The sequence below is a fragment of the Acidithiobacillus sp. genome (assembly GCF_023229925.1).
Classification (GTDB): Bacteria; Pseudomonadota; Gammaproteobacteria; order Acidithiobacillales; family Acidithiobacillaceae; genus Acidithiobacillus.
Map to the genome: position 1 here is coordinate 1,143,014 of NZ_JALNYM010000001.1, position 26,121 is coordinate 1,169,134.

The 26,121-nt window shown below is 56.8% G+C and carries 25 protein-coding genes, 2 tRNA genes and 1 CRISPR repeat array (1 of these 28 running past the window's edge); of the genes, 17 read left to right on the top strand and 10 right to left on the bottom strand.

From position 1 onward, the window contains the following. Positions 1-62: 62 nt before the first annotated feature. Genes ftsX through ftsY form a run of 3 tightly spaced genes read right to left on the bottom strand, consistent with a single transcriptional unit; the run spans position 63 to position 2,592 of the window. A complete protein-coding gene (gene ftsX / locus M0P56_RS05750; RefSeq protein ID WP_291509082.1) occupies positions 63-968 on the bottom strand; it encodes a permease-like cell division protein FtsX in 906 nt (301 codons plus the stop codon). After that, positions 965-1,636, bottom strand: a complete 672-nt coding sequence (gene ftsE / locus M0P56_RS05755) for a cell division ATP-binding protein FtsE (RefSeq protein ID WP_291509083.1) — start codon at positions 1,634-1,636, stop codon at positions 965-967. Before ftsE ends, ftsX begins: the two co-directional genes overlap by 4 nt. Continuing rightward, entirely contained in the window at positions 1,633-2,592 is a 960-nt protein-coding gene (gene ftsY / locus M0P56_RS05760; protein ID WP_291509084.1) for a signal recognition particle-docking protein FtsY, read from the bottom strand. The genes ftsE and ftsY overlap by 4 nt, the downstream gene beginning before the upstream one ends. Positions 2,593-2,819: 227 nt before the next feature. Here ftsY and rsmD point away from each other — a divergent pair, with 227 nt between their 5' ends. The 3 genes from rsmD to M0P56_RS05775 are packed head-to-tail and all read left to right on the top strand — an operon-like array spanning position 2,820 to position 4,186. Beyond that, positions 2,820-3,389 (top strand): 16S rRNA (guanine(966)-N(2))-methyltransferase RsmD, encoded by a 570-nt coding sequence (gene rsmD / locus M0P56_RS05765; protein WP_291509085.1) that lies wholly within the window; start codon positions 2,820-2,822, stop codon positions 3,387-3,389. Beyond that, positions 3,382-3,906, top strand: a complete 525-nt coding sequence (gene coaD, locus M0P56_RS05770; protein WP_291509086.1) for a pantetheine-phosphate adenylyltransferase — start codon at positions 3,382-3,384, stop codon at positions 3,904-3,906. The genes rsmD and coaD overlap by 8 nt, the downstream gene beginning before the upstream one ends. A 28-nt stretch (positions 3,907-3,934) precedes the next feature. Further along, entirely contained in the window at positions 3,935-4,186 is a 252-nt protein-coding gene (locus M0P56_RS05775; protein ID WP_291509087.1) for a YfhL family 4Fe-4S dicluster ferredoxin, read from the top strand. On the opposite strand, the gene M0P56_RS05780 is transcribed toward M0P56_RS05775, so the two are convergent. From M0P56_RS05780 to hemA, 5 genes are read right to left on the bottom strand one after another with little or no spacing between them, the layout of a single operon-like run. Beyond that, positions 4,170-6,149, bottom strand: coding sequence for a dynamin family protein (locus M0P56_RS05780; RefSeq protein ID WP_291509088.1), 1,980 nt, complete (start codon positions 6,147-6,149; stop codon positions 4,170-4,172). The genes M0P56_RS05775 and M0P56_RS05780 overlap by 17 nt on opposite strands. A 16-nt stretch (positions 6,150-6,165) precedes the next feature. After that, on the bottom strand, positions 6,166-6,978 hold the full coding sequence (gene mutM / locus M0P56_RS05785; RefSeq protein ID WP_291509089.1) for a bifunctional DNA-formamidopyrimidine glycosylase/DNA-(apurinic or apyrimidinic site) lyase: 813 nt from the start codon (positions 6,976-6,978) through the stop codon (positions 6,166-6,168). Between the two features lie 2 nt (positions 6,979-6,980). Next, the gene (gene prmC, locus M0P56_RS05790; RefSeq protein WP_291509090.1) at positions 6,981-7,847 is read right to left on the bottom strand and encodes a peptide chain release factor N(5)-glutamine methyltransferase; all 867 of its coding nucleotides are present in this window, start codon (positions 7,845-7,847) and stop codon (positions 6,981-6,983) included. After that, on the bottom strand, positions 7,837-8,934 hold the full coding sequence (prfA, locus tag M0P56_RS05795) for a peptide chain release factor 1 (RefSeq protein WP_291509091.1): 1,098 nt from the start codon (positions 8,932-8,934) through the stop codon (positions 7,837-7,839). Before prfA ends, prmC begins: the two co-directional genes overlap by 11 nt. After that, positions 8,931-10,262 carry a glutamyl-tRNA reductase gene (gene hemA, locus M0P56_RS05800; protein WP_291509092.1) on the bottom strand — a complete coding sequence of 444 codons (1,332 nt, stop codon included), beginning with the start codon at positions 10,260-10,262 and terminating at the stop codon, positions 8,931-8,933. The genes prfA and hemA overlap by 4 nt, the downstream gene beginning before the upstream one ends. A gap of 56 nt (positions 10,263-10,318) precedes the next feature. Here hemA and M0P56_RS05805 point away from each other — a divergent pair, with 56 nt between their 5' ends. The 9 genes from M0P56_RS05805 (at position 10,319) to M0P56_RS05845 (ending at position 17,172) form a co-directional block, all read left to right on the top strand. Next, a complete protein-coding gene (locus tag M0P56_RS05805; protein WP_291509093.1) occupies positions 10,319-11,974 on the top strand; it encodes a tetratricopeptide repeat protein in 1,656 nt (551 codons plus the stop codon). Positions 11,975-11,976: 2 nt separating this feature from the next. Then, on the top strand, positions 11,977-12,633 hold the full coding sequence (gene lolB / locus M0P56_RS05810; protein ID WP_291509094.1) for a lipoprotein insertase outer membrane protein LolB: 657 nt from the start codon (positions 11,977-11,979) through the stop codon (positions 12,631-12,633). Beyond that, on the top strand, positions 12,630-13,475 hold the full coding sequence (gene ispE / locus M0P56_RS05815) for a 4-(cytidine 5'-diphospho)-2-C-methyl-D-erythritol kinase (RefSeq protein ID WP_291509095.1): 846 nt from the start codon (positions 12,630-12,632) through the stop codon (positions 13,473-13,475). Before lolB ends, ispE begins: the two co-directional genes overlap by 4 nt. Before the next feature lie 4 nt (positions 13,476-13,479). Beyond that, positions 13,480-13,554: transfer RNA gene (locus M0P56_RS05820), tRNA-Gln, on the top strand. Between the two features lie 48 nt (positions 13,555-13,602). Then, positions 13,603-14,550 (top strand): ribose-phosphate pyrophosphokinase, encoded by a 948-nt coding sequence (locus tag M0P56_RS05825; RefSeq protein ID WP_291509096.1) that lies wholly within the window; start codon positions 13,603-13,605, stop codon positions 14,548-14,550. 53 nt (positions 14,551-14,603) lie between these two features. Beyond that, a tRNA-His gene (locus tag M0P56_RS05830) sits at positions 14,604-14,679 on the top strand. A gap of 113 nt (positions 14,680-14,792) precedes the next feature. Beyond that, positions 14,793-15,791, top strand: coding sequence for a site-specific integrase (locus M0P56_RS05835; RefSeq protein ID WP_291509097.1), 999 nt, complete (start codon positions 14,793-14,795; stop codon positions 15,789-15,791). A gap of 55 nt (positions 15,792-15,846) precedes the next feature. Beyond that, complete coding sequence (locus M0P56_RS05840) at positions 15,847-16,014, top strand: hypothetical protein (RefSeq protein WP_291509098.1); 168 nt, start codon at positions 15,847-15,849, stop codon at positions 16,012-16,014. A gap of 75 nt (positions 16,015-16,089) precedes the next feature. After that, on the top strand, positions 16,090-17,172 hold the full coding sequence (locus M0P56_RS05845; protein WP_291509099.1) for an IS5 family transposase: 1,083 nt from the start codon (positions 16,090-16,092) through the stop codon (positions 17,170-17,172). On the opposite strand, the gene cas3f is transcribed toward M0P56_RS05845, so the two are convergent. Continuing rightward, positions 17,086-20,247 (bottom strand): type I-F CRISPR-associated helicase Cas3f, encoded by a 3,162-nt coding sequence (gene cas3f / locus M0P56_RS05850; RefSeq protein ID WP_291509100.1) that lies wholly within the window; start codon positions 20,245-20,247, stop codon positions 17,086-17,088. The genes M0P56_RS05845 and cas3f overlap by 87 nt on opposite strands. Beyond that, positions 20,247-20,984: a WYL domain-containing protein gene (locus M0P56_RS05855; RefSeq protein WP_291509101.1), complete on the bottom strand. Its 738-nt coding sequence runs from the start codon at positions 20,982-20,984 to the stop codon at positions 20,247-20,249. Before M0P56_RS05855 ends, cas3f begins: the two co-directional genes overlap by 1 nt. A 168-nt stretch (positions 20,985-21,152) precedes the next feature. Between M0P56_RS05855 and M0P56_RS05860 the strand changes: the two genes are divergently transcribed. The 5 genes from M0P56_RS05860 to cas1f are packed head-to-tail and all read left to right on the top strand — an operon-like array spanning position 21,153 to position 25,838. Next, on the top strand, positions 21,153-22,289 hold the full coding sequence (locus M0P56_RS05860) for a hypothetical protein (RefSeq protein ID WP_291509102.1): 1,137 nt from the start codon (positions 21,153-21,155) through the stop codon (positions 22,287-22,289). Continuing rightward, a complete protein-coding gene (locus M0P56_RS05865; RefSeq protein ID WP_291509103.1) occupies positions 22,286-23,191 on the top strand; it encodes a type I-F CRISPR-associated protein Csy2 in 906 nt (301 codons plus the stop codon). The genes M0P56_RS05860 and M0P56_RS05865 overlap by 4 nt, the downstream gene beginning before the upstream one ends. 3 nt (positions 23,192-23,194) lie before the next feature. Continuing rightward, complete coding sequence (gene csy3 / locus M0P56_RS05870; protein WP_291509104.1) at positions 23,195-24,340, top strand: type I-F CRISPR-associated protein Csy3; 1,146 nt, start codon at positions 23,195-23,197, stop codon at positions 24,338-24,340. Continuing rightward, positions 24,337-24,906: a type I-F CRISPR-associated endoribonuclease Cas6/Csy4 gene (locus M0P56_RS05875; protein WP_291509105.1), complete on the top strand. Its 570-nt coding sequence runs from the start codon at positions 24,337-24,339 to the stop codon at positions 24,904-24,906. Before csy3 ends, M0P56_RS05875 begins: the two co-directional genes overlap by 4 nt. Continuing rightward, positions 24,903-25,838 (top strand): type I-F CRISPR-associated endonuclease Cas1f, encoded by a 936-nt coding sequence (cas1f, locus tag M0P56_RS05880; RefSeq protein ID WP_291509106.1) that lies wholly within the window; start codon positions 24,903-24,905, stop codon positions 25,836-25,838. Before M0P56_RS05875 ends, cas1f begins: the two co-directional genes overlap by 4 nt. A 112-nt stretch (positions 25,839-25,950) precedes the next feature. Further along, a CRISPR array of direct repeats spans positions 25,951-26,121; the repeat unit is 28 nt; unit sequence GTTATCCGCCGTACAGGCGGCTTAGAAG (it continues 4,058 nt past the right edge of the window).

Below are 26,121 nucleotides of genomic sequence, written 5' to 3' on the forward strand. Positions count from 1 at the left end.
GCACCGTCATGCGTCATTTGACTCCGAATACCGCTGCATGTTCCGTTTTGCGGAGCCCGACTTCAGGAAAAAGTATGGTCGAGGTGCCGCCCCACTGCAAGGCGCGACCCCAACCAACCGAGAAGCGCACTGGCGGCGATAAGAATAAGACCCTGCCCGGAATTCAGACCCAGCAAATGGAACCGGGTCCCGTAGAGTTCCGCCAATCGTTCCACCGGTCCCTGCAAAACAGTTACCGTAATAGCGACTATGATCCAGGCAATCACCCCGGCCACCGCCCCCTGAAACAGGCCCTGATACAGAAAGGGACGGCGAATAAAGGCGCGGGTAGCGCCTACCAGGCTCGCCACATCGATTTCGTCGCGCCGCTGGGCGATGTGCAGGCGGATCGTGTTACCCATGACCAGGATGGCGCCCACGGCAAGTAATCCGGCGAGAATCCAGACTGCACGCTTCCCTAAGGCAAGAATCGCCTGCAAACGCGCCACCCAATGCAGGTCTGATTGCGCACTGGCTACTCCCGGTTGCTGGCCCCAAGAGGCTACCAGTGTTTGCAGCGCAGATGGATTCTGCGCCAGCGGGTTCAGTTCGACCACAAAAGACGCCGGTAAAGGATTTTCACCTAAGGTCTGTATGGCCGCCGTCATTCCGGCATTGCGCTCGAACTCCGTCAGCGCCGCCTCTTTGCCCACATAACGCACACTCACCACCCCGGTGCTGCGTTCGAGCAAGGCCTGGAGGTTCTGAATTTCTGCGGCAGAGGCGTCCTGATGCAAAAAGAGAGATATCTGCGCTTGATCCCGCCAGTGCCCCAAGAGTTGCTGGAGATTGTTGAGGGCAGCAAAAAGGCCCACCGGAAGCGCCAGAACGATAGCCAGCGCCAGCACAGTCATGAGCGTGGCTACAGGCTGCTTGGTCAGCGTATTCAGCGCACTTTTAGCCGCTTCCAGACGAATATGGAAATTCACGCCTTGTCCTCCTCAGGAGTGTGCAGACGGCCCTGTTCCAGGTGAAAGACCGGCAGGCCGAGGCGGTTGACTTGCGATTGATCGTGGGTAGCCACCAACACGGTCGTTCCGTGGTGATGGAAGTCGCGGAAGAGATCAAGAATCTCCGTACTCAGGGAGTTATCCAGATTGCCCGTCGGTTCATCCGCAAGCAGAATTTCCGGAGTATGGACGATGGCACGGGCAATGCCCACACGCTGCTGCTCACCGCCAGACAGGATCGCGGGCAAATCCTGCGCGCGATCCCCCAGCCCCACCTTCTCCAACGCCGCCCGTACCCGGCTTTGTATCTGCCGGCCAGTAAGGCCTCCCACCTGCAAGGTCAGCGCTACATTACTGAACACATCGCGATCCATTAGCAGCTTATGGTCCTGAAATACGACACCGATCCGCCGCCGGTAGGCGGGGATATGACGGCGCCGAAGGGTGGAGATATCGACACCATTGACCATCAGCGTGCCGCGACTGACATCCTCCAAACGCAGAAGCAGCTTGAGTAGCGTACTTTTACCGGCACCGGAAGGCCCCGTCAGCAGGGCCATCTCGCCTTTATGCAAATGCAGATTCACCTCTCGAAGGACGTGATGCCGTCCCGGATAATGCTTGGTGACGTTGACAAACTCGATCATGACTTCGACTCCGCAAAAAGGGCATCGACAAAAGATTCGGGGTCAAAAGGACGGAGATCTTCGACCTGCTCACCAACACCGATATAGCGAATGGGGATGGACACGGCCCTGGCAATGGCCGCCACCACGCCACCTTTGGCGGTACCATCCAGCTTGGTGATGCAAATACCCGTCAACCCTACCGCATCGTGAAACTGACGCACCTGATTAAGGGCATTCTGGCCGGTACCGGCGTCCAGCACCAGCCAGATCTGCTGTGGCGCCTCCGGGTCCTGTTTACCAAGGACCCGCTTGATCTTCTTCAGTTCTTCCATGAGATGGCCCTGGGTATGAAGACGTCCGGCAGTATCGGCGATGAGCAACTCGCTGCCGCGCGCACGTGTCGTAGTCAGCGCATCAAAGATTACGGAAGCACTGTCGGCGCCCGTCCCCTGCGCCACCACAGGCACCTGCACCCGTTTACCCCAGCCCTGCAACTGCTCCACGGCGGCGGCGCGGAAGGTGTCTCCGGCAGCGAGGACAATACCGAAATCCTCCGCCTTCCAGTGCGCAGCCAGCTTGCCGATGGTGGTCGTTTTGCCCGCCCCGTTGATACCCACCATGAGCAACACCTGGGAACGCCCCTTCTCGGGTGACCAGGGTTGCGCGCGGGGACGCAGGATGTCGAGAAGCGACTCGCGCAATGCCGCCTGGAGTGCGTTGGGGTCCGTGAGTTCCTTGCGACGCACCCGCTCCGTCACGCTGTCCATGATTTCACGGGTTGCAGCGGCGCCCAGATCAGCTTGCAGCAGTAAGGCTTCCAGATCATCCAGCAATTCTGCATCAATGACCTTTTTGCCAAGTACCAGACGCCCCATACCCTCGACCAGTTGTTCCCGGCTTCGGGTCAGTCCTTGTCGAAGACGGGAGAAAAGCCCTTTTCCGGGCGTATCGGAAAGGGCTTCTGCCTGGGTCATAGCTTCCGCTGTAGCTGGCTCCCCAGCAACTGGGGAGATGGTTTCTACAGACGACGTTTCCCCCGCAGGAAGGCTTTTGTTACGCTTGAACCAGTCGAACGCCATTGAGTTAAGCAGACCTCAGACACTATGAATTTTTACATTATCCACCGAAGGGCGGGATCGAACAATGCGCACGATGGCGCACCATGCCATGAGCGGCGTTTCTTGTCGCGAAATCGGCCCGCATGAGCGTCTCTATTATTGCGGGTCGTCATCGCGGCCGACGGTTGCTCACCCCGACCGGACTTTCCTTGCGCCCCACACCGGGCGCTGTGCGCGAGACACTGTTCAATTGGCTGGGCGGACGGGTGACCGGGGCACGGGTGCTGGATCTTTTCGCAGGTAGCGGCGCACTAGGACTGGAAGCCTGGTCACGCGGCGCACAAGAAGTCGTTTTCATTGAGAAAAACCCTCAGCACCGCCAGCTCTTGTCCCGGAATCTGGCGACCTGCGGAGTAGCGGCTCCGCAGTTGGCGGGTCTGGATGCACTGGAATACCTGCAACATGGCACCCGACCCTTTGATATCGTCTTCGCTGATCCACCCTTCGACCAAGGCTGGCCAGCGCGGCTGGCCCCGATATTGTGGAAGGGAAAGCAGTTCGCTGCGGAAGGCTGGCTGTATCTGGAGACCTCCGCCGCGGAGCAGTGGGGTGACACTTTAATTCCCAGCCATTGGCAAGTTCATCGGCGGGGCCGCTGCGGTGATTCGTACTACGTACTTTATATGATTTCTCTGGAGCATTCCCATGACTAGGCCCAACATAGAGCGCCGGATCATTTATCCGGGCACCTTCGATCCCATCACCAATGGTCACGAAGATCTGGTGCGGCGGGCAGCGACGCTATTCGACGAGGTCGTAGTGGCGGTAGCCGCCCAAACGGCGAAAACGACCATTTTCCCTCTCGCGGAACGGGTCGCGCTCGCTGAGGCAACTTTAGGCGGGATTCCGGGAGTGCGGGTACGGCCATTTCCTGGCCTGCTGATTCACCTGCTTCAGGAGGAAAAGACGCACCTGATCCTGCGCGGGCTGCGCGCCATATCGGACTTTGAGCATGAGTTTCAACTGGCTTCCATAAACCGGCGCATGGATGCCCGGATTGAGACACTTTTCCTGATGACCTCCGATCAGCACACCTTTCTCTCTTCCAGCCTCGTGCGTGAAATCAGCCGACTAGGGGGGGATGTGGATGCCTTCGTCCAGCCCGCTGTGGCCACCGCCTTAAAGCAGCATTCTCGTATCGGCATAGACCCCAACGCTGCAGAAAAGTAGAATATGAAGTTGCCTTGAGGAGTATAGAATGTCCCTACTCATTAACGATCAGTGCATTAATTGCGATGTCTGCGAGCCGGAATGCCCCAACAATGCCATCAGCATGGGTGCACAGATCTACGTCATCAATCCCAATCTGTGTACGGAGTGTGTCGGTCATTACGACACCCCCCAATGCATGGAGGTCTGCCCCGTCGACTGCATCCTCAGCGACCCCGACCATGCAGAGTCGCCGGAAGCCCTGGAACAAAAATTTCTGCGGCTTACGGGGCAGTGCTGACCGGCTCCCGCAACAGATGGAGCAATGGCGCCGAGAGACGGTCGAGACGAGCCATTTGCTCCTGCGCAATCTGCAGGCTCTGCTGTAGTTGCTGAATGCGGGTATCAATATTGCCCATGGTTTGAGCAATACTTTGCAGCGCATTGAGTTCCTCTTCGGCATTGTCATGAAAAACCTGCAGCTGCTGGTTCATGACCGCCATGATCTCATCTACCCAGGTCTCTGCTTCCCGTCTGGTTTCGACGACGAAATCGCGGGTTCGACTGGCTACGGTCAAGAAGGCTTTACGCACTACGGCACTCTGGGTGTTCATGGCGATCTCCAGCATCATCCCAAATCGCTCATAATTTTCCGCCATATCAATGAGCTCCGCCCGCCGCGGCATAATGGCATAGGGCACCGTCCGCAACGCGGGTAAACGATAACGGTTCTGTAGCGCTTGATACTCCCCGGCCACCAGTACCGACACCTGCTGCGCACCCTGTAGCGCCTTGTCAAAATGGGCTATAGCTTCCTCGAAGAATAGCCTGAAACGTTCGACGATACCTGCCGTCGTCCATACGGAGAGCATCTCCGCTTTGGCGTTGCTGATTACGAAATCAAAGGAGGCAGGAGCCAAGGGGACGAGCAGACACTCCTCAACCGCCTGACGAAAAGCCGCCTTTTTTTCCTCGAAGGCGTGCCGGTCTTTCTCAAAGCTTTGGAGCAACCGCTGATGCTGTGCCACCAGTTCGGGTACTTTCTCAGCAGTCCGATCCTTGAGGCTGCGCACACTCTCCATCTGCGCCGTGATTCTATTCATTTGCTCATGCAACAGATTCTTCTGATCCATAACGACGCGCTCTACCTGGGCCCGGCATTTAGCCTGTATGGCCTCCTGCCGTGCGGGCAGCAGCACTCTGGCGATGGAACGCTCCAAGGCTGCCATCCCGCTGCGTTCAAGCAATTCCGGGTCCTGGCGGATTCTGGCAACGAGCCCCTTCTGACCGGAAACCGGGATAACCTGCTCACGAGGAATACGCAGTCGTTCCGCCGTTTTGTCCACCTGCTGTCCAATTTCTGCCACCACGCCCGACCAGTCACGCAATTCGTCCCAGAGGGTATCAATCTTGTTGAGGAGCACTATTTGCTTCTGGTGTGCATTACGTATCAGATACTGGTCCCAGATGGTCAGGTCGCTTTGAGTAACGCCCGTGTCAGCACCTAAAACAAAAATTATGGCATCGGCATCGGCGAGCATACCGAAAGTCAGTTCGGGCTCAGCGCCGATGGCGTTGAGGCCAGGGGTGTCCAGCACCGTGAGACCAGCATCCAGCATAGGATGCGCCAGATAAAGCAAGGCGTGACGCCAGCGCGGAACCAACACCTTACCTAGGCCACAGGAGGGGCAAACCGTGCGCTCGCGGTCTTTGGGCGTACGGTTGAGCGGCGGGCAGAGTCCAATGCGACGAGCATCCTCGATCGTCACACAAACTGTTTCCGTAAGATGAGCCAACGCCTGGCACCGTTCATTTTTTTCTTCCAGCACCAGCGGCAATCGCGTCCACGCGCTCCCTGCCCTTTTGAGTTTTTCGATGCTGACATCAAGACTACGGCTGGCAATGGGCAGGAGTTGCAAACCGGGCCGCCCCTGTGGCGCGCCGCGAATCTCCACCGGACACATGGTCGTCTGACCGGAACTGGAGGGCAGCAGACGCGTCCCCATATCCGAGAAAAAGAGGGCATTAATCAGTTCGGTCTTGCCGCGCGAAAACTCACCGACAAAAGCGATACGCAGGCTGTCCTGCTCCGTTTCATAAGCCACAGTTTCCAGTTGCAGCATGGTCCCACTGGGCAGCAAGCCCAGATCGGCCGTCAACGCCGCCATTTCATGAAGACCGGCAATGACTTTTTGCCGCCAACCATTCAACGCGCGCAGCCCCTGCAGAATAGGGGACGCCTCTAACAAATGCTCTTCACTCATGCTTACTCCCGACTGGTCAGCGCTGACATTGGGAACAATAAGTCGTCGCCCGGCCGCTGATACGGATGCCGTGTAACTGCGCACCGCACTGCGTACAGGGCTCCCCTTCTCGTCCATACACCGCAAGAGATAGTCGAAAATAGCCGTTTCTGCCATCGGGCCGGGTGAAATCGCGCAGAGTCGTTCCACCCTGGGCAATAGCTGCCTGCAGGACATCACGCACGGTCTGCACCAGCTTCTCATAGCGCGGCAGGGCAATACGCCCCGCATGGCGGCGCGGATCGATACCTGCCACAAACAAAGACTCATTGGCGTAAATATTACCGACGCCGACGACGATGTGGGCATCCATGAGGAAGGATTTAACCGGTATCTGCCGGTTTCGGCTTCGCTGATGCAGGTATTCCGCCGTAAAGTCATGGCCCAGAGGTTCTGGCCCCAGATGTCGGAGGAACGGATGCTGGTCGGGATCGGCGAGCCAGCATACGGCTCCAAAACGGCGCGGGTCGTGGAAGCGCAAGCACAGGTCGCCGGCAAAAAGCAGATCGACATGATCATGCTTCTGCACCGGGGTGCTTTGCGGGAGGACACGCAGGTGCCCGCTCATCCCCAGATGGATCAAGATCGCGCCCTGTTCCAGGTCAAGCAGAAGGTATTTGCCCCGTCGCCGCAGGTTCAGCAGACGCTGCCCGGCCACCCGCCCGGCAAGATCGGCGTTCACCGGCAGACGCAGGCGACCATCCCGTACCACGGCCCCCTCCAGGCGCTGTCCCAACAGATGAGGGGCGATACCCAGTCGGGTGACTTCGACTTCGGGCAACTCGGGCATGGTTAAGTCCTTGTTCCGCTGCTCACGCGTTCACGCCCGGCCAGATCACCGCAGGTTCGCACCGCGCTGAAGCCGGCGTTGATGAGCAGACCACGCACCGCGTTCCCCTGATCAGGACCATGTTCTAGCAACAGCATGCCGTGCCGCGAGAGGCGCTCATGCGCGCCCGCAATGATGCGTTCCAGGCATTCCAGACCGCTGGGACCAGCCACCAGAGCATCCCAAGGCTCATGACGCAAATCAGGAAGATGGGGGTCACCATCGGCCAGGTAAGGGGGGTTGGCCACAATCCGGTCAAAACGCAAAGTGCTATCCACCGGCGCGTACCAGTCGCCCTCCAACCAGTGTACCTGCGGCGCCAGAAGCGCACCATTGGCGCGCGCGACCTGTAATGCCGCCGGGCTGCGCTCCACGGCCCAGACTTCCGCCAGAGGCCGTGCCTGGGCAATGGCCAATGCAATGGCCCCTGAGCCTGTACCAAGATCGAGCACCCGTGATGTGCCCTCCTCTACTAATCCCTCCAGAGCCTGGGTCACCAGCGTCTCCGTATCCGGGCGAGGGATGAGCACCGCAGGAGCCACGCGCAGATCCAGCCCGTAGAAAGACCATTCGCCTAAACAGTAGGCTAATGGTACACCCGCCCGGCGTTGCGTGAGCAGTGCACTAATCCGTGCCTCCTCCTCTGAAGAAATGGGCCGCAATGCATTGCGTAGCAGCGCCGCCCCCTCCAGCCCAAGGGCGGCAGCCAGCAGCCAGCGTGCTTCCTGCTCGGGCTGATCACTCAGCACCCGCAGCTGTTCGCGCAGATCATGCTGCCAATCGCGCAGACTGCGCGACGGATGGTGCGTTACGCCCGAATCAGAGATCATCACCCAGATGCTGCAGGAGATCGGCCTGATATTCCTTGATCAGCGGTTCGATAACCGCATCGAGATCCCCCGCCAGCACCGCCTCCAACCGGTACAATGTAAGATTGATACGATGATCGGTGATCCGCCCCTGCGGAAAGTTGTAGGTACGGATACGCTCGGAGCGATCCCCGGAGCCCACCAGCAGGCGCCTGGTCTGGGCCGCCGCACTTTGCTGCTTCTCCTGCTCCTGCTCCAGCAGACGCGCCTGCAACAGCGCCATGGCCCGCGCCCGGTTTTTGTGCTGGGAGCGGTCTTCCTGACAGGCGACCACCAAACCGGAGGGGATATGGGTGATGCGGATAGCGGAGTCGGTCTTGTTGATATGCTGCCCGCCCGCACCACTGGCCCGGTAGGTATCAATGCGCAAATCGGCGGGATTGATGGTGATCTCGCTCACCGTATCCACCTCAGGCAGCACCGCTACCGTACAGGCGGAAGTATGGATACGGCCCTGCGCCTCGGTCTCCGGCACCCGCTGCACCCGATGCCCGCCCGACTCGAATTTCAGGCGGGAATAAGCGCCGCGACCGCTGATTTCCAGCACGATTTCTTTGTACCCACCACGTTCCGAATCGGAAGCGGAAAGAATGACCACGGCAAAACCTTTACTCTCTGCGTAGCGGGTATACATTCGGGCCAGCACTCCCGCAAAGAGTGCTGCCTCCTCACCACCAGTCCCCGCCCGTATTTCCACAAAGACATTACGATCATCATTGGGGTCCTTGGGCAGCAGGCGCACTCGCAGGGATTCTTCGAGCTGATCGAGTTCTGCCTGTGCCAACGCCACTTCTTCACTGGCCATGGCACGCAGTTCCGCATCTCGTTCTTCCATCAGCATGCGCTCAGCCTCGTCTCGATCCCGCTGTCGCTGCTCATGACGGCGAAGCAGATCCAGCACCGGGCTAATTTCTCCCAGTTCTTTGGAAAGACTTTGAAAACGCTGTGCGTCGCTCGCCACATCCGGGCTCGCCAGCAACTGACTCAATTCATCAAAACGAAAAGCCAACTGCTCCAGTTGGCCTTGCAAACGCGGGCTGAGACTCATCCTTCGGCGTCACTGAGATGGAACAGAATATCCAGCGCCGCGACGAGACTTTCGTTGGTCGCGTCCTGACAAGGCTGGCGAAGGGTCGCAATGGGGTCGTGAAGCACCTTATTCATCAAGGCCTTGGAGAAGGCGTCCAGTACCGCATGGGGGTCCTGCCCCTGATCCAGGTAACGCATAAAACGCCGTACCTCTTCCTGGCGCCGATCCTCCACATGATCACGCAAGCGGCGGATGGCGGGCACCACATCCAGACTCTCCCGCCACTGCTGGAACTCACCGACCTCCTCGGCAATGAGCAGTTCTGCCACCGCTGCCGCCTCGCGGCGTGCACGCATGCCCGCTTGAGCGATATCGTTCAGATCATCCAGCGTGTAGAGAAAACATTGCTCTACACCTTCCACTTCCGGGGCAATATCCCGGGGTACGGCGAGATCCACCAGCATCAGATCACGCTGCGCCCTCCGCATCATGGCCGCGGAGACCGTTTCCAGCGTGACAATCGGCAGCGGACTTGCCGTGCAACTGACCACCACATCGGCGTCATGCAGGAGCTCCGGGATAGCCTCCAGAGCATGAGCATTGCCAGTGAATTTCTCGGCCAACAGCTGCCCGCGCTCTGCACTGCGATTGGCTACGGCAAAACTCTCCACCCCATGCTCGCGCAGATGGATCGCCACCAGTTCGATGGTATCCCCGGCGCCGATCAACAATACCGACTTGCCTTCCAGACTGCCCAGCAACTGTTTGGCCAGACTCACGGCGGCATAAGCCACACTGACCGGGGCTGAACTGATGGCAGTCTCCGATCGCACCCGTTTCGCCACGCGGAAGGTCCAATGCAACAGGCGATTCAGCACCGGCCCGGCAGCACCATTATCCGCAGCCGCCTGATAGGCATCCTTGACCTGACCAAGGATCTGCGGCTCTCCGATAATCATGGAATCCAACCCGCAGGCCATGCGAAACAGATGACGCACGGCCTCTGCATCGCTGGAAGTATAAATATGTCCATCCAGCAATCGCGGGTCCACGCCGTGGAAGTGACAAAGCCAGTCCTGCAAGGCCTGGCGATGGTAGCCCTGCCCGCCGTGGAGGTAGATTTCCGTACGGTTACAAGTGGATACGATCAACGCTTCCGTGGCCAGTCCTTGCTCCAGCAAGTCGCGGTGGGCCGTAGCCAGATTCTCCGGAGAAAAGGCGACTTTTTCCCGGACCGCGATAGGGGCAGTATGGTGACTCAAACCAAGACAGAAAATAGCAGCGACCGTCCCTGCAGAGCGACGATTAGGGGGCTGAATTGTCGCCGACGCCGGGCAGGATTGCAAGCCAGGTTCCTAGCGGTTATTGTGCCTGCTGGCGAAAAAACGCGGAGAAAAGACAGATGAGGAGCAGGCTTGGGGGCATCGCGGCGGGTATTGTACTTAGCCTCGCCACCGGAGGTGCAGCCGCCGACTCCGCTTCGGATGGCATGACCGGGAAGCAACTTTACTATCTGTTAGTCGCCGAATTCGCCACCGTGCAACAGGAACCACAATTGGCCGTTTCGGCCTGGCGGGAAGCCGCCAAACTGGCGCCGGAAGCCAATGTCCTCGGGCGCGCCACACAAATCACCGCGCAATTCGGTGATTTTCCCGGCGCTCTGCAGCTCGCCAAACGCTGGCGGGAGACCGCGCCAGGGAGTGCCCAAGCAGATCAGTTTGAAGCCGCGCTGCTCCTCACCACGGGTCAGGATGAGCAAGCCATTCAATTACTACAGGCAACACTTGCCCGCTTTCCTGACGACCCGAAAGTCACCCTGCAGCTCGCTGAATTACTGGTGGCCCACGGGCGTAGCGGTGAGGCACGGCGATTGTTGAGCGCACTGGCAGACAAAAACCCGAAATCTGCAGCCGCCTGCTATGCGCTCGGACGTCTTGATCTCAGTGAAAAACGACCAGAACACGCTATTCCTTGGCTGGAGAAAGCCCTCAACCTTCGTCCGAACTGGCAGGAAGCGGCCATCAGTCTCGCCGAAGCGCAGCAAGCTACCCTGGGTCCTGCCGTCGCTTTGCGTAGCATTCAAAGTTTCACTGCCAGTTATCCGGCGGCCACGCTCGCTCGTCAATATCTGGCTGCGCTCTACCTCAAAATGGGTGGCCTGACACAGGCCTATCGCCTCTACCAGGACATGGCGCGACAGCATCCCGATGACCCCGATATCCTCCTTTCTCTCGGCCTTATGGACATCGACCGAGGTAACTGGAAGAGCGCAGAAGCCGCTTTGCAGCGCGCCCGCGATCTGGCGCCCCAGTCCCCCGCACCGCTTTACTATCTGGGGCGCCTCTACGAGGCACAGAATCGTTGGACAGAAGCATTGCAGTGGTACCAGCGCATCCACTCCGGCCCTCTTTATCCTGAGGTCGAACTGCGCAGCGCCCGCGTGGAATACCTGCTGGGCCAGCATGACAAAGCCACCAAAAAACTGCGAGCACTGGCGACCGCGCACCCGCAGGACGCACAAATCCCGCTGTTGGAAGCAAACCTGCAGCAAAATAGCGGCCACCTTCATCAGGCCCTGCAGGTGGTCAGTGAGGCCTTGCAGCGCATGCCGGACGAACCTGGGCTCTGGTACGCCCAAGGCGCCATCTATGAGCAACTGAAAGACTATCCGGCCATGGAAAAAGCCATGCGTACGGTTATCCGCCTCGCGCCGGACCATGCACAAGCCTACAATTTCATTGGCTACAGCTTGGTCGAGCGGCACAGCGATCTGGCCGAAGCGCAAAAATTACTGACCAAGGCGCTGAGTCTGGACCCGGACAATCCCGAAATTCTGGATAGCGTCGGCTGGCTGCATCACGTGCGGGGCGACAACAAACAGGCTCTGGAGTATCTGCAAAGAGCCCATACAGCTTTACCAGACGATGCCGATGTGAGTGCACACCTCGGACGCGTCCTCTGGTCACTGGGGCGCCACACAGATGCCCGGCAGGTCTGGCAAAGCGCGCTGCAAAAGCATCCGGACGATGCCACCCTCAAAAGCGATCTTGCCCGCTAGCCATGAGAATCCTTTATCCCAGAGCACTCACCCGGCGCCCGGCCAGGAGACCCATCCGCATACTGGTTGCGCTCCTGCTCACCGGCGTGCTATCCGCCTGCGCCACCACACCTCTCATCCAGCCGCCCACCCACGTCATCCTGCCAACGACCGAGAGAAATCAAGTCGTCGCCAGCCTGAAATATTGGCAAGCCAGTGGGCAGGCCGCTCTCAGCACACCCAAAACGAGCGAAGATTTCGGATTCCGCTGGAAGCAGTCCCCCCGACACCAGGAACTTTCCATTTACGACGCGCTCGGCCGTACGGTTGCCCGTATCGAAGCCGACCCACAAGGGGCGCATCTGCAGCTGGCCAATGGCGAGACACGACAAGCGGACAATCTGGGTGCCCTCCTCGCGCTGGTCCTCCATGTCGATCTGCCCGCGAGTGAATTACCAGACTGGATACTTGGCCTGCGCAACGCGACGGCAACCGAACAACTGAATCCAGACGGCCTGCCGGAAGTACTCCACAGCGGCCCCTGGCAGATCCATTATCTCCAATATGCGCCGATAGGCGGACTGACCATGCCCAAGCTGCTCCAGGCCACTGGGCCGGAGGGTATCACCCTGCGTTTGGCCATCACCCAGTGGCGGATGGGAGGCCATAGCGCCCCATGAGCGAAAGTTACCCCGCCCCCGCGAAGCTGAATCTGATGCTGCGCGTTGTCGATCAGCGCAGCGACGGTTATCACGAGCTGCAAACGGTATTTCAGTTTGTCGACCTGGCTGACCAGATCCAGTTCAGCTCGCGCCCCGCCGGGCAATTTTCCCGCAGCGGCGGACCAGAAGGCGTGGCCGAAGCCGACGATCTCAGCATCCGCGCCGCGCAACGCCTGGCCGATGTCGGTGGCGTCCGTGAGGGTGTGCATATTCATATCGACAAAACCCTGCCCATGGGCGGGGGTATCGGCGGTGGCTCCTCGGATGCCGCCACCACCCTTATCGTGCTTAACCGGCTGTGGCGTACTGGTCTGCGCCACGAAGAACTCATGGCGATTGGCGCCAGCCTTGGTGCTGATGTTCCTATATTCATATTCGGGCGCAGCGCCTGGGCGGAGGGTGTAGGCGAGCGCCTGCGCGTGCTCGATGCTCTCCCGGAAAGCCATTATGTGCTGCTGCATCCGCAGGTATCGGTAAGCACCGGGGAGATATTCACCGCCCCTGAATTGACACGGCACCATGTGCCCATCACAATAGGCGCGTTTCTCGGCGGGGCAACGGAAAACACCCTGGAACCTACGGTTTGTGCCCGCTATCCAGAAGTCCATCGTGGCATGCGCTGGTTAAGAAGCCAAGGCGTGCACGACGTTCGTTTGACGGGTAGTGGTGCTTGTGTTTTCGGGTTGGCGGCAGATGCCGTTTCCGCGCAACGGATTGCCGCGCGGGTACCTGCTCCCTGGCGCGCATGGCCCGTGCGTGGATGTAATAAACACCCACTTTACGATCCCGCCGAGCAATGATTATTGGGGCGTAGCCAAGCGGTAAGGCACCGGATTTTGATTCCGGCATTCCCAGGTTCGATCCCTGGCGCCCCAGCCAAATTGTCCTCGGACTATTTTGCCACCTGCGAAGAGAGAAGGACGTTACATGGCCCACGGCAATCTCATGGTCTTCAGCGGGAACGCCAATCCCATCCTCGCCGCTCAGGTGGCGCGCTTCCTGCAAATTCCCATTGGCCGTGCGGAAGTCAGTTCCTTCAGCGACGGCGAAGTCTTCGTCGAAATTCTGGAAAATGTGCGTGGGCGGGATGTTTTCGTACTCCAGCCCACCTGTGCGCCCACCAATGACCACCTCATGGAACTGTTGACCATGATCGACGCACTGAAACGCGCCTCAGCCAACCGCATTACCGCTGCCATGCCGTATTTCGGCTATGCCCGGCAAGATCGCAAATCCCGCTCACGCACAGCCATCACCGCCAAGCTGGTTGCAGATCTCATCACCACTGCCGGTGCCAACCGGGTCCTCACGATGGATCTGCATGCCGACCAGATTCAGGGTTTTTTTGACGTACCGGTGGATAACATTTATGCCTCACCTATTCTCCTCGGCGATATTTGGCGACAGAGCTACCCGGAATTGATTGTGGTTTCTCCTGACGTGGGCGGCGTCGTCCGCGCCCGCGCCATTGCCAAACGCCTTGAAGTAGATCTCGCCATTATCGACAAACGGCGCCCGCGCCCCAATGAATCAGTCGTCATGAATATTATTGGAGACGTGGACGGCCGCACCTGCGTTCTCGTGGACGACATGGTCGATACGGCCAACACGCTCTGCGAAGCGGCCCATGCCCTCAAGGCACGCGGTGCCGTCAAAGTCTGCGCTTACTGTACTCACCCGGTGCTGTCTGGTCCCGCTATGGAACGCATCGAAAGGTCCGAACTGGACGAACTGGTTATCACCGACACCATACCGCTCAGGCCGGATGCTCAGGCCAGCAGCAAGATTCGCGTGCTGTCCATTGCCGAACTGCTGGCCGAAACTATCCGCCGGATTGCGGAAGAGGACTCCGTCAGCTCGCTGTTCATGGATTAACGCCATCCTTGCAGCTGGGCATCGGCCATTGTATGATCTGCGTTCTATCAATGGTGGCTGTAGCTCAGTCGGTAGAGTCCCGGATTGTGATTCCGGTTGTCGCGGGTTCGAGCCCCGTCAGCCACCCCAAACAAAACAAGGAGTTAGGAAATTATAGCCTAACTCCTTTTTCGTTATGTTGATTTTTAGGGACAATTGCGGGACAGTGAACCTCTGTGCGGGACACTTTGGAGAAACTGAAAATGGCCACGCTCACACCGCGCCACGACCGCGAAGACCTCCTCATCGGCTGGCAAGCCAAAATTCGGAAGAAGGGATACCCCGTTCAGAACCAAACATTCCGAACCAAAGCGGAGGCATTGGAATGGGCTACGGTTGTCGAGTCAGAAATGGTGAGAGGCATCTGGCGGAACCGCGTCGAGGCTGAATCCACCACCCTACGGGAGGCCTTGGAACGCTATCTGGTTGAGGTATCGCCGCTCAAGAAAAGTCACAAGCAGGAATCCTACCGCATTACGGATTGGAAACAACGCCCCATCGCTCAACGTTATCTGGCGTCCATTCGGGGCAAGGACGTTGCGGACACAGTCAGGGAGATGCAATCAGAGGGTAAATCAGCCAACACTATCAGCCTGCACTTGGCCATTTTATCCCACCTATTCACCATCGCCCGAAAAGAATGGGGCATGGAATCCCTCGTCAACCCGGTCGAGCTCGTTCGCAAGCCGAAGAAACCACAAGGACGTGATCGCCGACTTGTCGACGACGAGGAACAACGACTCCTGGATGCCTGTCGAGCCACCAACCCCGAACTGGCACATATCGTAACCATTGCCATCGAAACGGCCATGCGCCAAGGCGAGATCATCGGCATGACTTGGGATCTGGTGGATTTGAAAAGACACACTGTCACACTGTTAACCACCAAAAATGGCTCGAAACGTATCGTACCGCTATCCAACACAGCCGTCGGCACACTACAGGGCATGCCCCGCCGTATGGATGGTAGAGTCTGGACATATACCCAAGATGGCCTGAAATCCTCCTGGATTAAAGCCGTTAAACGCACCGCAATCGATGATCTAACATTTCACGATCTACGACACGAAGCCACTAGCCGACTTTTCGAAAAAGGGTTTAATCCGATGGAAGTCAGCAGCATTACAGGGCATAAAAACATGCAAATGCTCAGGAGATACACCCACCTTAAGGCAGAAGACCTCGCAAAACGTATGGGATAACAACATTATCTCCATCAAATCGGGAGAATGAGGATAAGGACAAATCGACAAGTACATGACACATTGCCGGGAATTCCCTGTCATCACACACCCTTTCAAGAAAACCTGCAAAAAAGCGGGCATCGATGGGTTACGGTTGCACGACCTGCGCCACGAAGCCATCAGCCGGTTTTTTGAGATGGCGTTATCCATACCGGAAGTCGCCACCATCACCGGGTTGTAATTTCTTTCGGACGGTTCGAAAAACTCCCCATATGCAGTAAAATTCAGGGGGGTAGGTTAGATCGGAGAGCCGGTGATGGCAGGACTGGTAGGGCAAACAGGATTCTTCCCCGGAGACCGCCGGTTGCGGGAACTGGATTTGCTGGGCGACGGCCTGCCGCTGCTCAATCGGCTCATTCCCTGGGAGCGCTTCCGCCCAATTCTGGAGAGTGTGCCGAAGGCCAAGCCCAAAGGGCCGGGAGGGAGAAAGCCCTACGACCGGATGCTGCTCTTCAAGATGATGGTGTTACAGCAACTGCACAATCTCAGCGACGAACAAACCGAATACCAGGTTCGGGATCGCCTCAGTTTTCAGCGTTTCCTGGGGCTTGGGTTGGAGGAAGCCGTACCCGATCACACGACCTTGTGGCTATTCCGTGAATCACTGGCCCAGGCCAAGCTGACGGAGCGACTGTTCACGGCCTTCCATGCTTTTCTGCGGGAAGCTGGCTACGCCGCACGGGCCGGGCAAATCATCGACGCGAGTTTTGTGACGGTTCCACGGCAACGGCTGCACCGGAAGAAACGGGAACAGGTCAATCAGGGCGAAACACCCCAGACGTGGCAGGATCAGCCCGCCAAGCGCCGCCAGAAAGACACCGATGCCCGCTGGACCAAAAAGAATGGCCGCAGTTTCTTCGGATACAAGAACCATATCAACGTGGACAAGCGCCACAAGCTGATTCATCAGTACATGGTCACGGATGCCGCTGTGCATGACAGTCAGTGCCTGGAAGCGCTTCTGGACCCGGAGAATCAGGGCGTACAGGTTTTTGCGGACAGCGCCTATCGTTCAACGGAAGCGGAGCAAATGCTATGTCAAAAAGGTTACCGCAGCCAAATCCACGAGAAGGCGCAACGCAACCGCCCCTTGACCAAGGCCCAGGAGTTGGCCAACACGCGCCGGTCACACCACCGCGCACGGGTTGAGCATGCCTTTGGCGCCATGGTACAGCAGGGTGGTAAGTTTCTGCGCACCATTGGTATGGCTCGCGCTGAAGTCAAAATCGGTATTACGCATGCGCTGTGCAGTTCATGCAAGATGGTGGCCTTCCAGAATAACAGGGGTACGAGGAATAAAATCCGTGCCGTCATAGCTACTCTTCAGTTGCCGCAGTGAGGCATTGCCGTCGTAATTCGGCACGCTCACGGTAAAGGCCCAATCTGGCTCCAACCCATTTTCCTCACAAAATTGTACGATTTCCAAGTGGGTAGGACATAACCAGCGGCGATCATCATGGGCCCAGCGGTTTTGCATGCGATCACTGGACTGCTGCATCCAGCACCATCCGTTTTTCGTTTCTTGATAGATAAACCAGCAATTATCTTCCGGATCGTAACGCCACTCATCGGTAAACTTCTGTTCACGCAATGGCCAGTTTTTATAGGTGAAACCCGACATCCAGAGAGCGTCGCTTCCGGTGATACGACGTAAAGGGTCTTTCATGGCGTCAGTTAAAGAATTTTCATCCGCCCTGGCTAACAAATGATTATCCGTGTCAAAACGCAGGCGAGCATCCAGGGCGTGACTTAAAAGTGACCAATCCACTAATTGTGTCATATCATGATTGACAAATTCCGTTGAATTGTCTCTTGTTTCGTTGCCTGGCCAGAGAAAAGCCACGTCTTTTCCATGACATGCCCGCAGGTTGTATTGCAATATTCCAACGTTTGAATGTGCAACATGGCCTGCCCGATGACGGTGAACACGGCCCGACGTCTGAACGATGGATTGCGCGCTGGATGGCTCAATAATCGCCCAATCGAAATCATGATCACGGCCTACCTCTTCAACCGGGGTGGCGACCACGATGAATAACCCGGATTGCACATCATCCCGATCCATATGTTTGCGTACCGACAAATGCCCGGATGGCGCATCCGGGTTTTCGCCCCGGGATAAAATCTGGTCCAGATCACGCTCAAGCATTATTCTATGTCCCCTGAACAGTCTGCTATGATAACAGGCTACACGAGGCTGATGCCGGGATAACTCATCGCGCAAATAATCTGCCATGATAATGGCGGTGCGAATGTTGGCCACCCGGATCAGGCCAACGGACATTGATTTTCCTGACCTGATGTCCAGCCATTTATGTTTTTCATGAAAACCCAGGACGCCTTGCGCTATCGTTTTCCTGAAAGCTTCTTCAGATTTTTCCATTTTAAGCAAACAACCTTTACGCGAAATTTCAGTTTTCTGCGCAAGCGCCGTTTGCAGACGCTCCAAATGCAGCCGGAATACAGCAGAGAAAACTTCAGAGGAACCCATCACGTCCATGGACGGTTCTGACAGGTCGGAAATGACGCCGCAGGCGAAATCCGGGCTGTCAGATCCATTCAGCGCGGCACGCATGGCAGCGCCATGGGCGTAGAATCGCCCCAAGGCATCAGCCAATGCCGGCGTCATGGTGGCGCTGGAAGCGATAACATTGCGTCCGAACAATCCCGCCAACTGAACCAGGCGCAATATGGCCACAACGGATTTGGCATCATAGTTGTCAATTTCATCAAGAATAAGATCACTATTCATCAACCGCAGCAACGGCACGATATGCCGCCCCTGTGCGCCTGGATCACCAGCCGGAACCAGATAATCAGCCGTAGACACAAAAACAGGGGCGGCAATAAGATCTTTCAGATTGTGATCATCCTTGACGAAATGCGCCAACCAGTCGGGCAGAGGGTTGCCCATACCTGTTATGGCGATGTCTTCCCCCAGGCTGCGATCCATTTCATCTTCGTTTTCCGGCTGTTCCTGTGCCCTGTACGCCTTGTGCGTCATGGCGTCACCGATGACTACTGCCATATCCGATTCCTGGATGCCCATCTGGTGGCGATAGGCGCTCCCGGTTTGCAGGGTCAGCGTGCGCAGATTGAACAAGGCGGTAAACCGGGCTTTGTTATTTAGGACAGCACGAATGGCCAGCCTGGCGCAGGCGCGCGTCTTGCCTGACCCCGTACCGGAAATTACGGCCAGCAACATGGGTTTTCCAGGGTGCGCGCTTCGTATTTTTGTTACAGATTGCGCCGCGAGTTCCTGCCACTGGAAACGACCTGTGGCAGGGACGTCAATGCCAGACAACGAATCTGGACTCAGACCCTCCAGAGCGTCCTCCAGGTGGAACATACGATCCGCCATGGCTGCAGCCTGCTGTCCAACCGATTGCAGGTGCCATTGAAGGGTCTGGTTGTGTCGGCGCTTTCCTTTGGCGTCTTTTACGGTATTGGCGAAGGGTGGATTGTTAACCATATTCTGGCATTCGCCCTGATCGCAGCGTTGCGAGGATACCTGATGGTCCGCCAATATCAGCGCGGCCCGCGCCATGAACGCCACAGCGCGCCAATAGAGGGGGTCCATACCATTGGGATGCTCACGCAGTTTGCCCATCATTCGAGCGACCTTACTGGTAATTTCATCCGGGAAACCCGCTTCGCGATTCCTGATAAGGGAGATATCCGGCATGCTTTTGTTTTTCTTGTCCTCCACACCAGAAGAATACATTTTGCCTGCGCGAATCATGTTATCGGCGTCCGGCACCCCACAGTTCTTCTCCTCGTTTAACATCCGGTGATGGGTCGCCACGCAAAACAGAACGGCCGAAAATGCGTCATTGCAGGCTAACAGGGGGTGGTTGCCATTTAATCGCTTTTCATGCGCCTGACGCATTGCGGAGTCCCACACGGATTCCAGCGTGGATCCTTGTTCGTTCCATAGCGATTCCACAATCCTGGTGGAAATCCACTCATGTCGTATGGGGTCGGCTATGGCCCCATCCATGAGAATTTTTCGAGCAAAGAACTGATTGTTTTTCCCCAGATCATGAAACAGCCCGCTCATCGCGGCAATTCGTTTCACCTCTCCCCACCACGACGCGTCTGAGTGGTCCATGGTGCGTTCCCGTGTTTTACCTTCGGTTACAAAAACAGGAGTTCGCCAGTCATCGCCAAACCGTGCCCTACTGCCTACGATCCAAAGAGGGATCAGACCCCGCTTACGGTCGTTACGCAAACAGATGACCGCTGTATTCCTGGATGCCGTCGCTCGCAAATGGATTTGCAAGCTGTGCAACCCTTCCTGGGTGATTGGGGTAGACCATGTGGAGTCCCCCATGCGAAAGGCGTAACGATCCAGTACCGCGCGAGTGCGACGAATGGCGTTTTTCTGGCACGCGGATATCAATACGATGTCCATTATCCATTCTCCAGGGTATTCATCAGCGGCGGCCAGACAGCCTTATCGGAGAGGCACTGCGCCCCAAAACGGCGGTAGAACTCGAAAAGGGTGCGCCGATTCAATGTGATAGTTCCATCCTGAATACGCAGCTCATTCGATATGGCAATGGCCTGATCCGGTGTGAACAACGGGTTGAGCATTGCGCGAATAGTGATGTCCGCATCATGAATACCAGGCTTTGAAAATCCCTTGGGTAAGGCACATGGATGGTCGTTGACGCCCAGAATCCGTGCCAGGACAAAAATGCGTAGCGGATACCCCTTTTTTTTCATGTCCAGTGCCACTAACCGCCATTGATCGCCCATGCGCTCCAGTCCTATGGGGTACACACATCTCCATTGCCCTTCTTCTCCACGATTCAGGCTAACGTAGCGCAGGTGTAGTCCTTGTTCCCGATGGATCGCAAGAATGATTTTCCCCAAGGCGCGATGATCGACCGGCGTATTCCGTGTCCATCGAGGAATGAATACCGGCAACTCGTGGTCCTCAATGCCCGTCATGGCAGGCGCGTTACCATTTTCGATTTCCTCCAGCAGCGATTCAAAGCCAGCCCACTCTGGCACGCCACTTTCCTTTAACAGTACCAGACGGGCACCACCGCCGCGTCCATCCCGATCCAGACAGGAGGCGGCGTCAAGGGCGGCGGCGGTCCACCGCGTGTAGGACGCCTGCGAGGCCTCGAAGTGCTGCGCCATATCCTGGCGCCGTGCGGCACCTAGGCGGCAGGCCCGTCTGACTAGGTATAGGGAAGCATCTGGTAAATTTCCAGGCGGCCTGCTTTTTATGCTCATTTATGACCTATTGTGTGGAGTTAATAATTATGGGATGATGCTATCATAGTTTTTTAGCCAAGGAAATGCTTTATGACAAAACCAATCGGCAAGCGTAAGGACCCTACGCTGAAACCATGGAAATCGTTGCCCATGGACGCATACCGCACCCAATGCGACCAACTGGTTACGCATTCGACCAAGGGAGTTAACACCAATGCGGCCGGCGGAGGCGTTCGGGTAATCCCTGCAATGGATGCGGGTCTGCCCTACGCCAGCGCTCGCTTTGGGCGGGAACCGGTGGCCCTGGATTACACCAAGAACGCCACACAACCATTCGCAGCTTCGGTGGCCACCGAACAATTAGATGCCGTGCGGCTTAATGATTTCCGCCGTTTTTCGGGAGTGGATGCAACGGAATGCGCGGAACTCCAGGAACACGTCCTACCCCTACTGGATCGACATCATGTCTCAATAGGCGTCCGTATTAGTCCAAGAGTGCGACAAATCCTGGTGGACGACGGTCAGGGTGGTGATATTAGTCTTACACCTCTGCATTCCGGCGGGTTCAGTGCCAGACTTCATCGCTTGACGGACTTGGCTCTGGAGGACTCAGTGGCGGACGTGGAAAACGGGTCGGCTCATCCGGCGTTTTTCGATGAAGTGACGATCAAGGTGGGGGGTGATAAGGCGCAGAATGCCGGACGTATTCATTTGATCGGGGCCATGCAGCGGGCCTATCGCTTTGCGGTTCCCACAGAGAAGGACCCGGACATTCGCGCGGCCATTTCACTCCATCACCGCGGCTTATCCACCCTGCCTTCCAGCGCCCTGCTGGCGGAATACGAACGGTTCCTTAGCGGATTGCGAAAACGTGACAAGAAGCAGGGACTACCACTGCAGCGCACGGATCAACGTATGGACAGGGAGTACGACCTCATCGCTAGCATGGTGCGGGCTGTCCTGGGCCGTGGCGACAAGGCCCACAACCTGATCGCGCCCTATGTGGGCACCGTTCTGGAAGATTATGCTTCACCGAATTTGCCACTGGTGCAGCAGGGGCTACTCAATCCGGCACTTCGTAACGACGTGTGGAGGATAACCTTTGCGCGGGAACTGGCGCAACGCATCGCCGCAGCCAAGGCGAAAGACGGGAAGACGCTCATCGTGGGTATCTCGGGGCGCAGCGCGGAGTTCCTGCATGGGCACATCATGGAGGCATTGTCATGAGCAAGCGATTTTTGGTGATTCCGCGCATGCGGATTGAACACGTCAACGCCATGCAGGCATGGTGGCTGATGGCGCCACCATCACCCATGACAATTTACGGTTTTTCCCGCGCACTGGGGTTGCGTTGCGCCTTCTCGATTTCCGGACTGGCTATCGCACATCACGGTGTACAGTGGCTGGCTGCCGAAAAGTCCAATGCCCGTTTCGTCAAGAAACACAAAGGTGGCCGAGATGACAAAAATTGGGATCTCCGTTTCTGGAACCGCAAGGTGATTCCACAGCAGCCACAGGGGGCAACATTCATTGATGAGCAGGATCATATCGCTTCCGGATTTGCAAAAGGACTTCAGCCAACCGCCCGCTGCCATGTGGAAATGTCCGTGGTGTTGGATATTGGTGACGCCGATGTGCATCCCGATGACGTAACCGACTTTCTCTGGTCCGGCCGGTTGGGAGGCGGAGCCATCGTCGATCATGGCTCTGTTGAGATTTGCGGGTCCTCTGAAGAAGTGATCCGAAAAATCGGTGGCGGATTCTGGATCGTCGATCGCTCGGAGATGGCATTGCAAGCGATGCAATCATTTGGGCTGGACGGCACCGAGGCGTTAATTCATGTTCTTGGCGTGAACGCACAACAAAAAAACGCTTATTACGGTGCCAGCGCACGCGAACAGGAAACGATGGACAGCCCGGAATCATGGCTGTCGGCCAACGTAATAGGGTATGCCGCATTGGAACCTCTCAAGGAACGGATTGGTGTACGTGATGGAGTCCGTCATGCCTATGCAGAACCGCTGGTTGGCTTGATGCAATATCGTTCGGTGCGCGAGGAAAAGCGCATGCCATTTTGGCAGTACCACACCAGCCCTGAAAAGGGTGTTTATCTGATGAAAGGAAACTGAAACATGGAAATTAACAGCAATACGCTCCCCCTCAAGAACTTGCCTTCTGTTTTGGCTTTTCGTCGCGGCGTCGTCATTACCGATGCACCGCTCGAATATGGAAACACGCGTGGCGACGTGGTTCCCGTGCCGGTCATTCATCACGGCACGATGGGCACCCAAAACGTCAATGAAAAGAAAGCTAAGGCCAGTGGCAATGCGGGAACCGACACGGTTTCCGACGCGGAACGCGATGTACGTAACCTGCAGGTCATTGAATCTGCCAAAACCGGGCCCGACATGATGGATTTGCAGATCGGCTTTGAAATCAAGGCACTTCCTCTGGGTGGCGCGCTACACGCCTGCGCCAACTCGAAGAAGGAAAATCTGGAAGATGCGGAAAAGATGCGGGCCATGCTGGATGACTTTATCCTTCGCGCCAAAAACTCTGAAGGACTCGCGGAAGTCTCTCGCCGGATCGCCCGCAACGTCTGCAATGGCCGCTGGCTGTGGCGCAATCGTTTGATCGCCAGCGGAATCCGCGTGGAAGTGTCCGCAGGCGATCAACAGTGGGAGGTGCCTGATGCGTTGCAAGTGTCCCTGCGCGATTTCAACCATTATTCCGATATCGAAAAATCCATTGGCGAAGTATTGGCCTCCGGGTTCCGTGGCAATGCGAAAAAGGTTGCGTTGAGGGTTCGTGCCATTCTCGATTTGGGCGTTACCGGGTCCGTGGAAGTCTTCTGTTCACAGAACTACGAGCCCGACACCGGCAGGAGCAGCGGGAAAGGCGAACTTTCGCGCTCCCTGTATAAGCTGGCCATGTCCACCCGGCAGCAGGATCGGGACGGTGTGCGGATCGTGGGGCAGGCAGCTTTCCGCGACGCCAAGATCTGGAACGCCTTGCGCACTATGGACAACTGGTACCCTGGGCACTCCGATACGGATATGCCGATTCCCATTGAACCGCAAGGCGCGTCCCTGTCCATGATGCAGTTTCTGCGGGCCAAGGAAAACAAGAAGTTTTCCGCTTTCGAGTTGTTCAAACGACTGAACCAGATCGATCCGGATTCTGCAGAAGGTATGTACTGTATTGCATCCCTGATGCGTGGCGGCGTGTTTGGTGATAGCGAGAAGGATCGCGGTGATGAAGGGGGGGGCGCACAATGATTCCCTCTGCGTACTGCAATCTGGAGGTGCGCGGGACGGCCACCCATGGGCACGGCACGATGATCGTGCCCGCCCTGGCAAGCCTGATGACCGTCCTGCACGGTTTTTTTATAGATCATCCGGGGTCATACGCATTGGACTTTCCGGAACTGAAGGCCGGAATAGCGAATAAAACTGCCTTGCTTGGCCGTGTGGTTCGTGTGTTTTCTGATTCACGGGAGCACTGCGACGCCTTGCTGAAAACCGTCGAGCAACATGCTGTTTTATCTCAGTATATTATGACTGGTCGCGTGCGCACCGTAGCGGAACATTCCGGGCAGTGGGTTTCCATGCACCGGGCGCGTGTTGCTCCGCGAAGTCAGCCCAGCAATCGGCATCGGGATCTGGAAGCACAGCAAAACCACCAGCCTCCATTCCTGCTGATGCGCAGCCACAGCACCCAGCAGCATTTCAGCCTGATGCTGGAAAGACGCGCATATCTGGAGCGCGGGACAGATGCAGGCGTGTCGAACAGTTACGGTCTGTCCGGAGCGCGACCAGTTTACCTGCCTGATCTGCCAGCATGAGCAGACCGCCCCCTAAAACCGCGCAAATCCTTCTCTCAAAGCGTGCGAATGTGATGTATATCGAACATGCGCGCGTCATGGTGAAGGATGGCCGCGTCATTTATCTGACTGAGTTTAAAGATGGCACGGATCGCGGGTTCAATATCCCAGACAAAAACACGGCTTTTTTATTGTTGGGCAAGGGCACATCCGTTACTGACGGGGCTGTGCGCATGCTGGCTGAATCCGGGGTAATCATAGGCTTTTGTGGCTCCGGCGGAGCACCTCTGATTGCTGGCGTGGATATGGCGTTCATAACGCCGCAAAGCGAATATCGTCCCACGGAGTACATGCAAACATGGATGCGTCTGTGGTTGAATGAGGAAAAGCGCCTGAATGCGGCAAGAAATTTCATGATCAAGCGATTGGAATTTACGTTGGAGTCCTGGGATAAGCAGAGTATTGTGATTCCGGATGCCGTCGCACGAAAATTTGAAGGTGGCATTCAATCCGCACAAAATACCGGTCAACTTCTTTCCGTAGAAGGGGATTGGGCCAAGGCACTGTATGGTGTTTTGGCCAGGAAGTACAAACTGGATGACTTCCGGCGGGAAGATGGCAAACGGAGTCGGGAAGATGTACCGGCAACCATCAATGGCTTTCTCGATCACGGAAATTATATCGCTTATGGCTACGCAGGGGTATCCCTGTATGCCCTTGGCATATCCTATGCCTTACCCCTCCTGCACGGCAAGACCCGACGCGGCGCTCTCGTTTTTGACGTGGCCGACCTCATCAAGGATGCCACGGTTATGCCGCTGGCGTTTGAGTTTGGTTCCAAAGGGGTCAGGGATCAGGAGTTTCGCACCACACTGATTCAACAAATGCAGCTTAGTGAGGCAACCGACATGATGATCGACACCATCAAAGAGACCATCGAAAAATCGACATAAAATATATCATTACCAAACAATAAGTTAAAATATTTCCTGGCAAGGAAGGTCTACGCTCCTTAACAGTTGATAACTGAATGAAAAACTTGACATTTTTTGGACGATATTTGCTGTTATCCGCCGTACAGGCGGCTTAGAAGAAGGGACGGACGAATGGCTACAACTCCGCACTGTTATCCGCCGTACAGGCGGCTTAGAAGGGAAAGATCGGCTCCGGAAAGATTGGCTCTGGGTTATCCGCCGTACAGGCGGCTTAGAAGAGTTCGGCGAGAAGGGCGTCGGC

Excerpts from the sequence above, each read along its gene's own strand:
- ftsE (WP_291509083.1), bottom strand. The coding sequence starts at position 1,636 with ATGATCGAGTTTGTCAACGTCACCAAGCATTATCCGGGACGGCATCAC.
- ftsY (WP_291509084.1), bottom strand. The coding sequence starts at position 2,592 with ATGACCCAGGCAGAAGCCCTTTCCGATACGCCCGGAAAAGGGCTTTTC.
- rsmD (WP_291509085.1), top strand. The coding sequence starts at position 2,820 with ATGAGCGTCTCTATTATTGCGGGTCGTCATCGCGGCCGACGGTTGCTC.
- coaD (WP_291509086.1), top strand. The coding sequence starts at position 3,382 with ATGACTAGGCCCAACATAGAGCGCCGGATCATTTATCCGGGCACCTTC.
- M0P56_RS05775 (WP_291509087.1), top strand. The coding sequence starts at position 3,935 with ATGTCCCTACTCATTAACGATCAGTGCATTAATTGCGATGTCTGCGAG.
- M0P56_RS05780 (WP_291509088.1), bottom strand. The coding sequence starts at position 6,149 with ATGAGTGAAGAGCATTTGTTAGAGGCGTCCCCTATTCTGCAGGGGCTG.
- mutM (WP_291509089.1), bottom strand. The coding sequence starts at position 6,978 with ATGCCCGAGTTGCCCGAAGTCGAAGTCACCCGACTGGGTATCGCCCCT.
- prmC (WP_291509090.1), bottom strand. The coding sequence starts at position 7,847 with ATGATCTCTGATTCGGGCGTAACGCACCATCCGTCGCGCAGTCTGCGC.
- prfA (WP_291509091.1), bottom strand. The coding sequence starts at position 8,934 with ATGAGTCTCAGCCCGCGTTTGCAAGGCCAACTGGAGCAGTTGGCTTTT.
- M0P56_RS05805 (WP_291509093.1), top strand. The coding sequence starts at position 10,319 with ATGAGGAGCAGGCTTGGGGGCATCGCGGCGGGTATTGTACTTAGCCTC.
- lolB (WP_291509094.1), top strand. The coding sequence starts at position 11,977 with ATGAGAATCCTTTATCCCAGAGCACTCACCCGGCGCCCGGCCAGGAGA.
- ispE (WP_291509095.1), top strand. The coding sequence starts at position 12,630 with ATGAGCGAAAGTTACCCCGCCCCCGCGAAGCTGAATCTGATGCTGCGC.
- M0P56_RS05825 (WP_291509096.1), top strand. The coding sequence starts at position 13,603 with ATGGCCCACGGCAATCTCATGGTCTTCAGCGGGAACGCCAATCCCATC.
- M0P56_RS05835 (WP_291509097.1), top strand. The coding sequence starts at position 14,793 with ATGGCCACGCTCACACCGCGCCACGACCGCGAAGACCTCCTCATCGGC.
- M0P56_RS05840 (WP_291509098.1), top strand. The coding sequence starts at position 15,847 with ATGACACATTGCCGGGAATTCCCTGTCATCACACACCCTTTCAAGAAA.
- M0P56_RS05845 (WP_291509099.1), top strand. The coding sequence starts at position 16,090 with ATGGCAGGACTGGTAGGGCAAACAGGATTCTTCCCCGGAGACCGCCGG.
- cas3f (WP_291509100.1), bottom strand. The coding sequence starts at position 20,247 with ATGGACATCGTATTGATATCCGCGTGCCAGAAAAACGCCATTCGTCGC.
- M0P56_RS05855 (WP_291509101.1), bottom strand. The coding sequence starts at position 20,984 with ATGGCGCAGCACTTCGAGGCCTCGCAGGCGTCCTACACGCGGTGGACC.
- M0P56_RS05860 (WP_291509102.1), top strand. The coding sequence starts at position 21,153 with ATGACAAAACCAATCGGCAAGCGTAAGGACCCTACGCTGAAACCATGG.
- M0P56_RS05865 (WP_291509103.1), top strand. The coding sequence starts at position 22,286 with ATGAGCAAGCGATTTTTGGTGATTCCGCGCATGCGGATTGAACACGTC.
- csy3 (WP_291509104.1), top strand. The coding sequence starts at position 23,195 with ATGGAAATTAACAGCAATACGCTCCCCCTCAAGAACTTGCCTTCTGTT.
- M0P56_RS05875 (WP_291509105.1), top strand. The coding sequence starts at position 24,337 with ATGATTCCCTCTGCGTACTGCAATCTGGAGGTGCGCGGGACGGCCACC.
- cas1f (WP_291509106.1), top strand. The coding sequence starts at position 24,903 with ATGAGCAGACCGCCCCCTAAAACCGCGCAAATCCTTCTCTCAAAGCGT.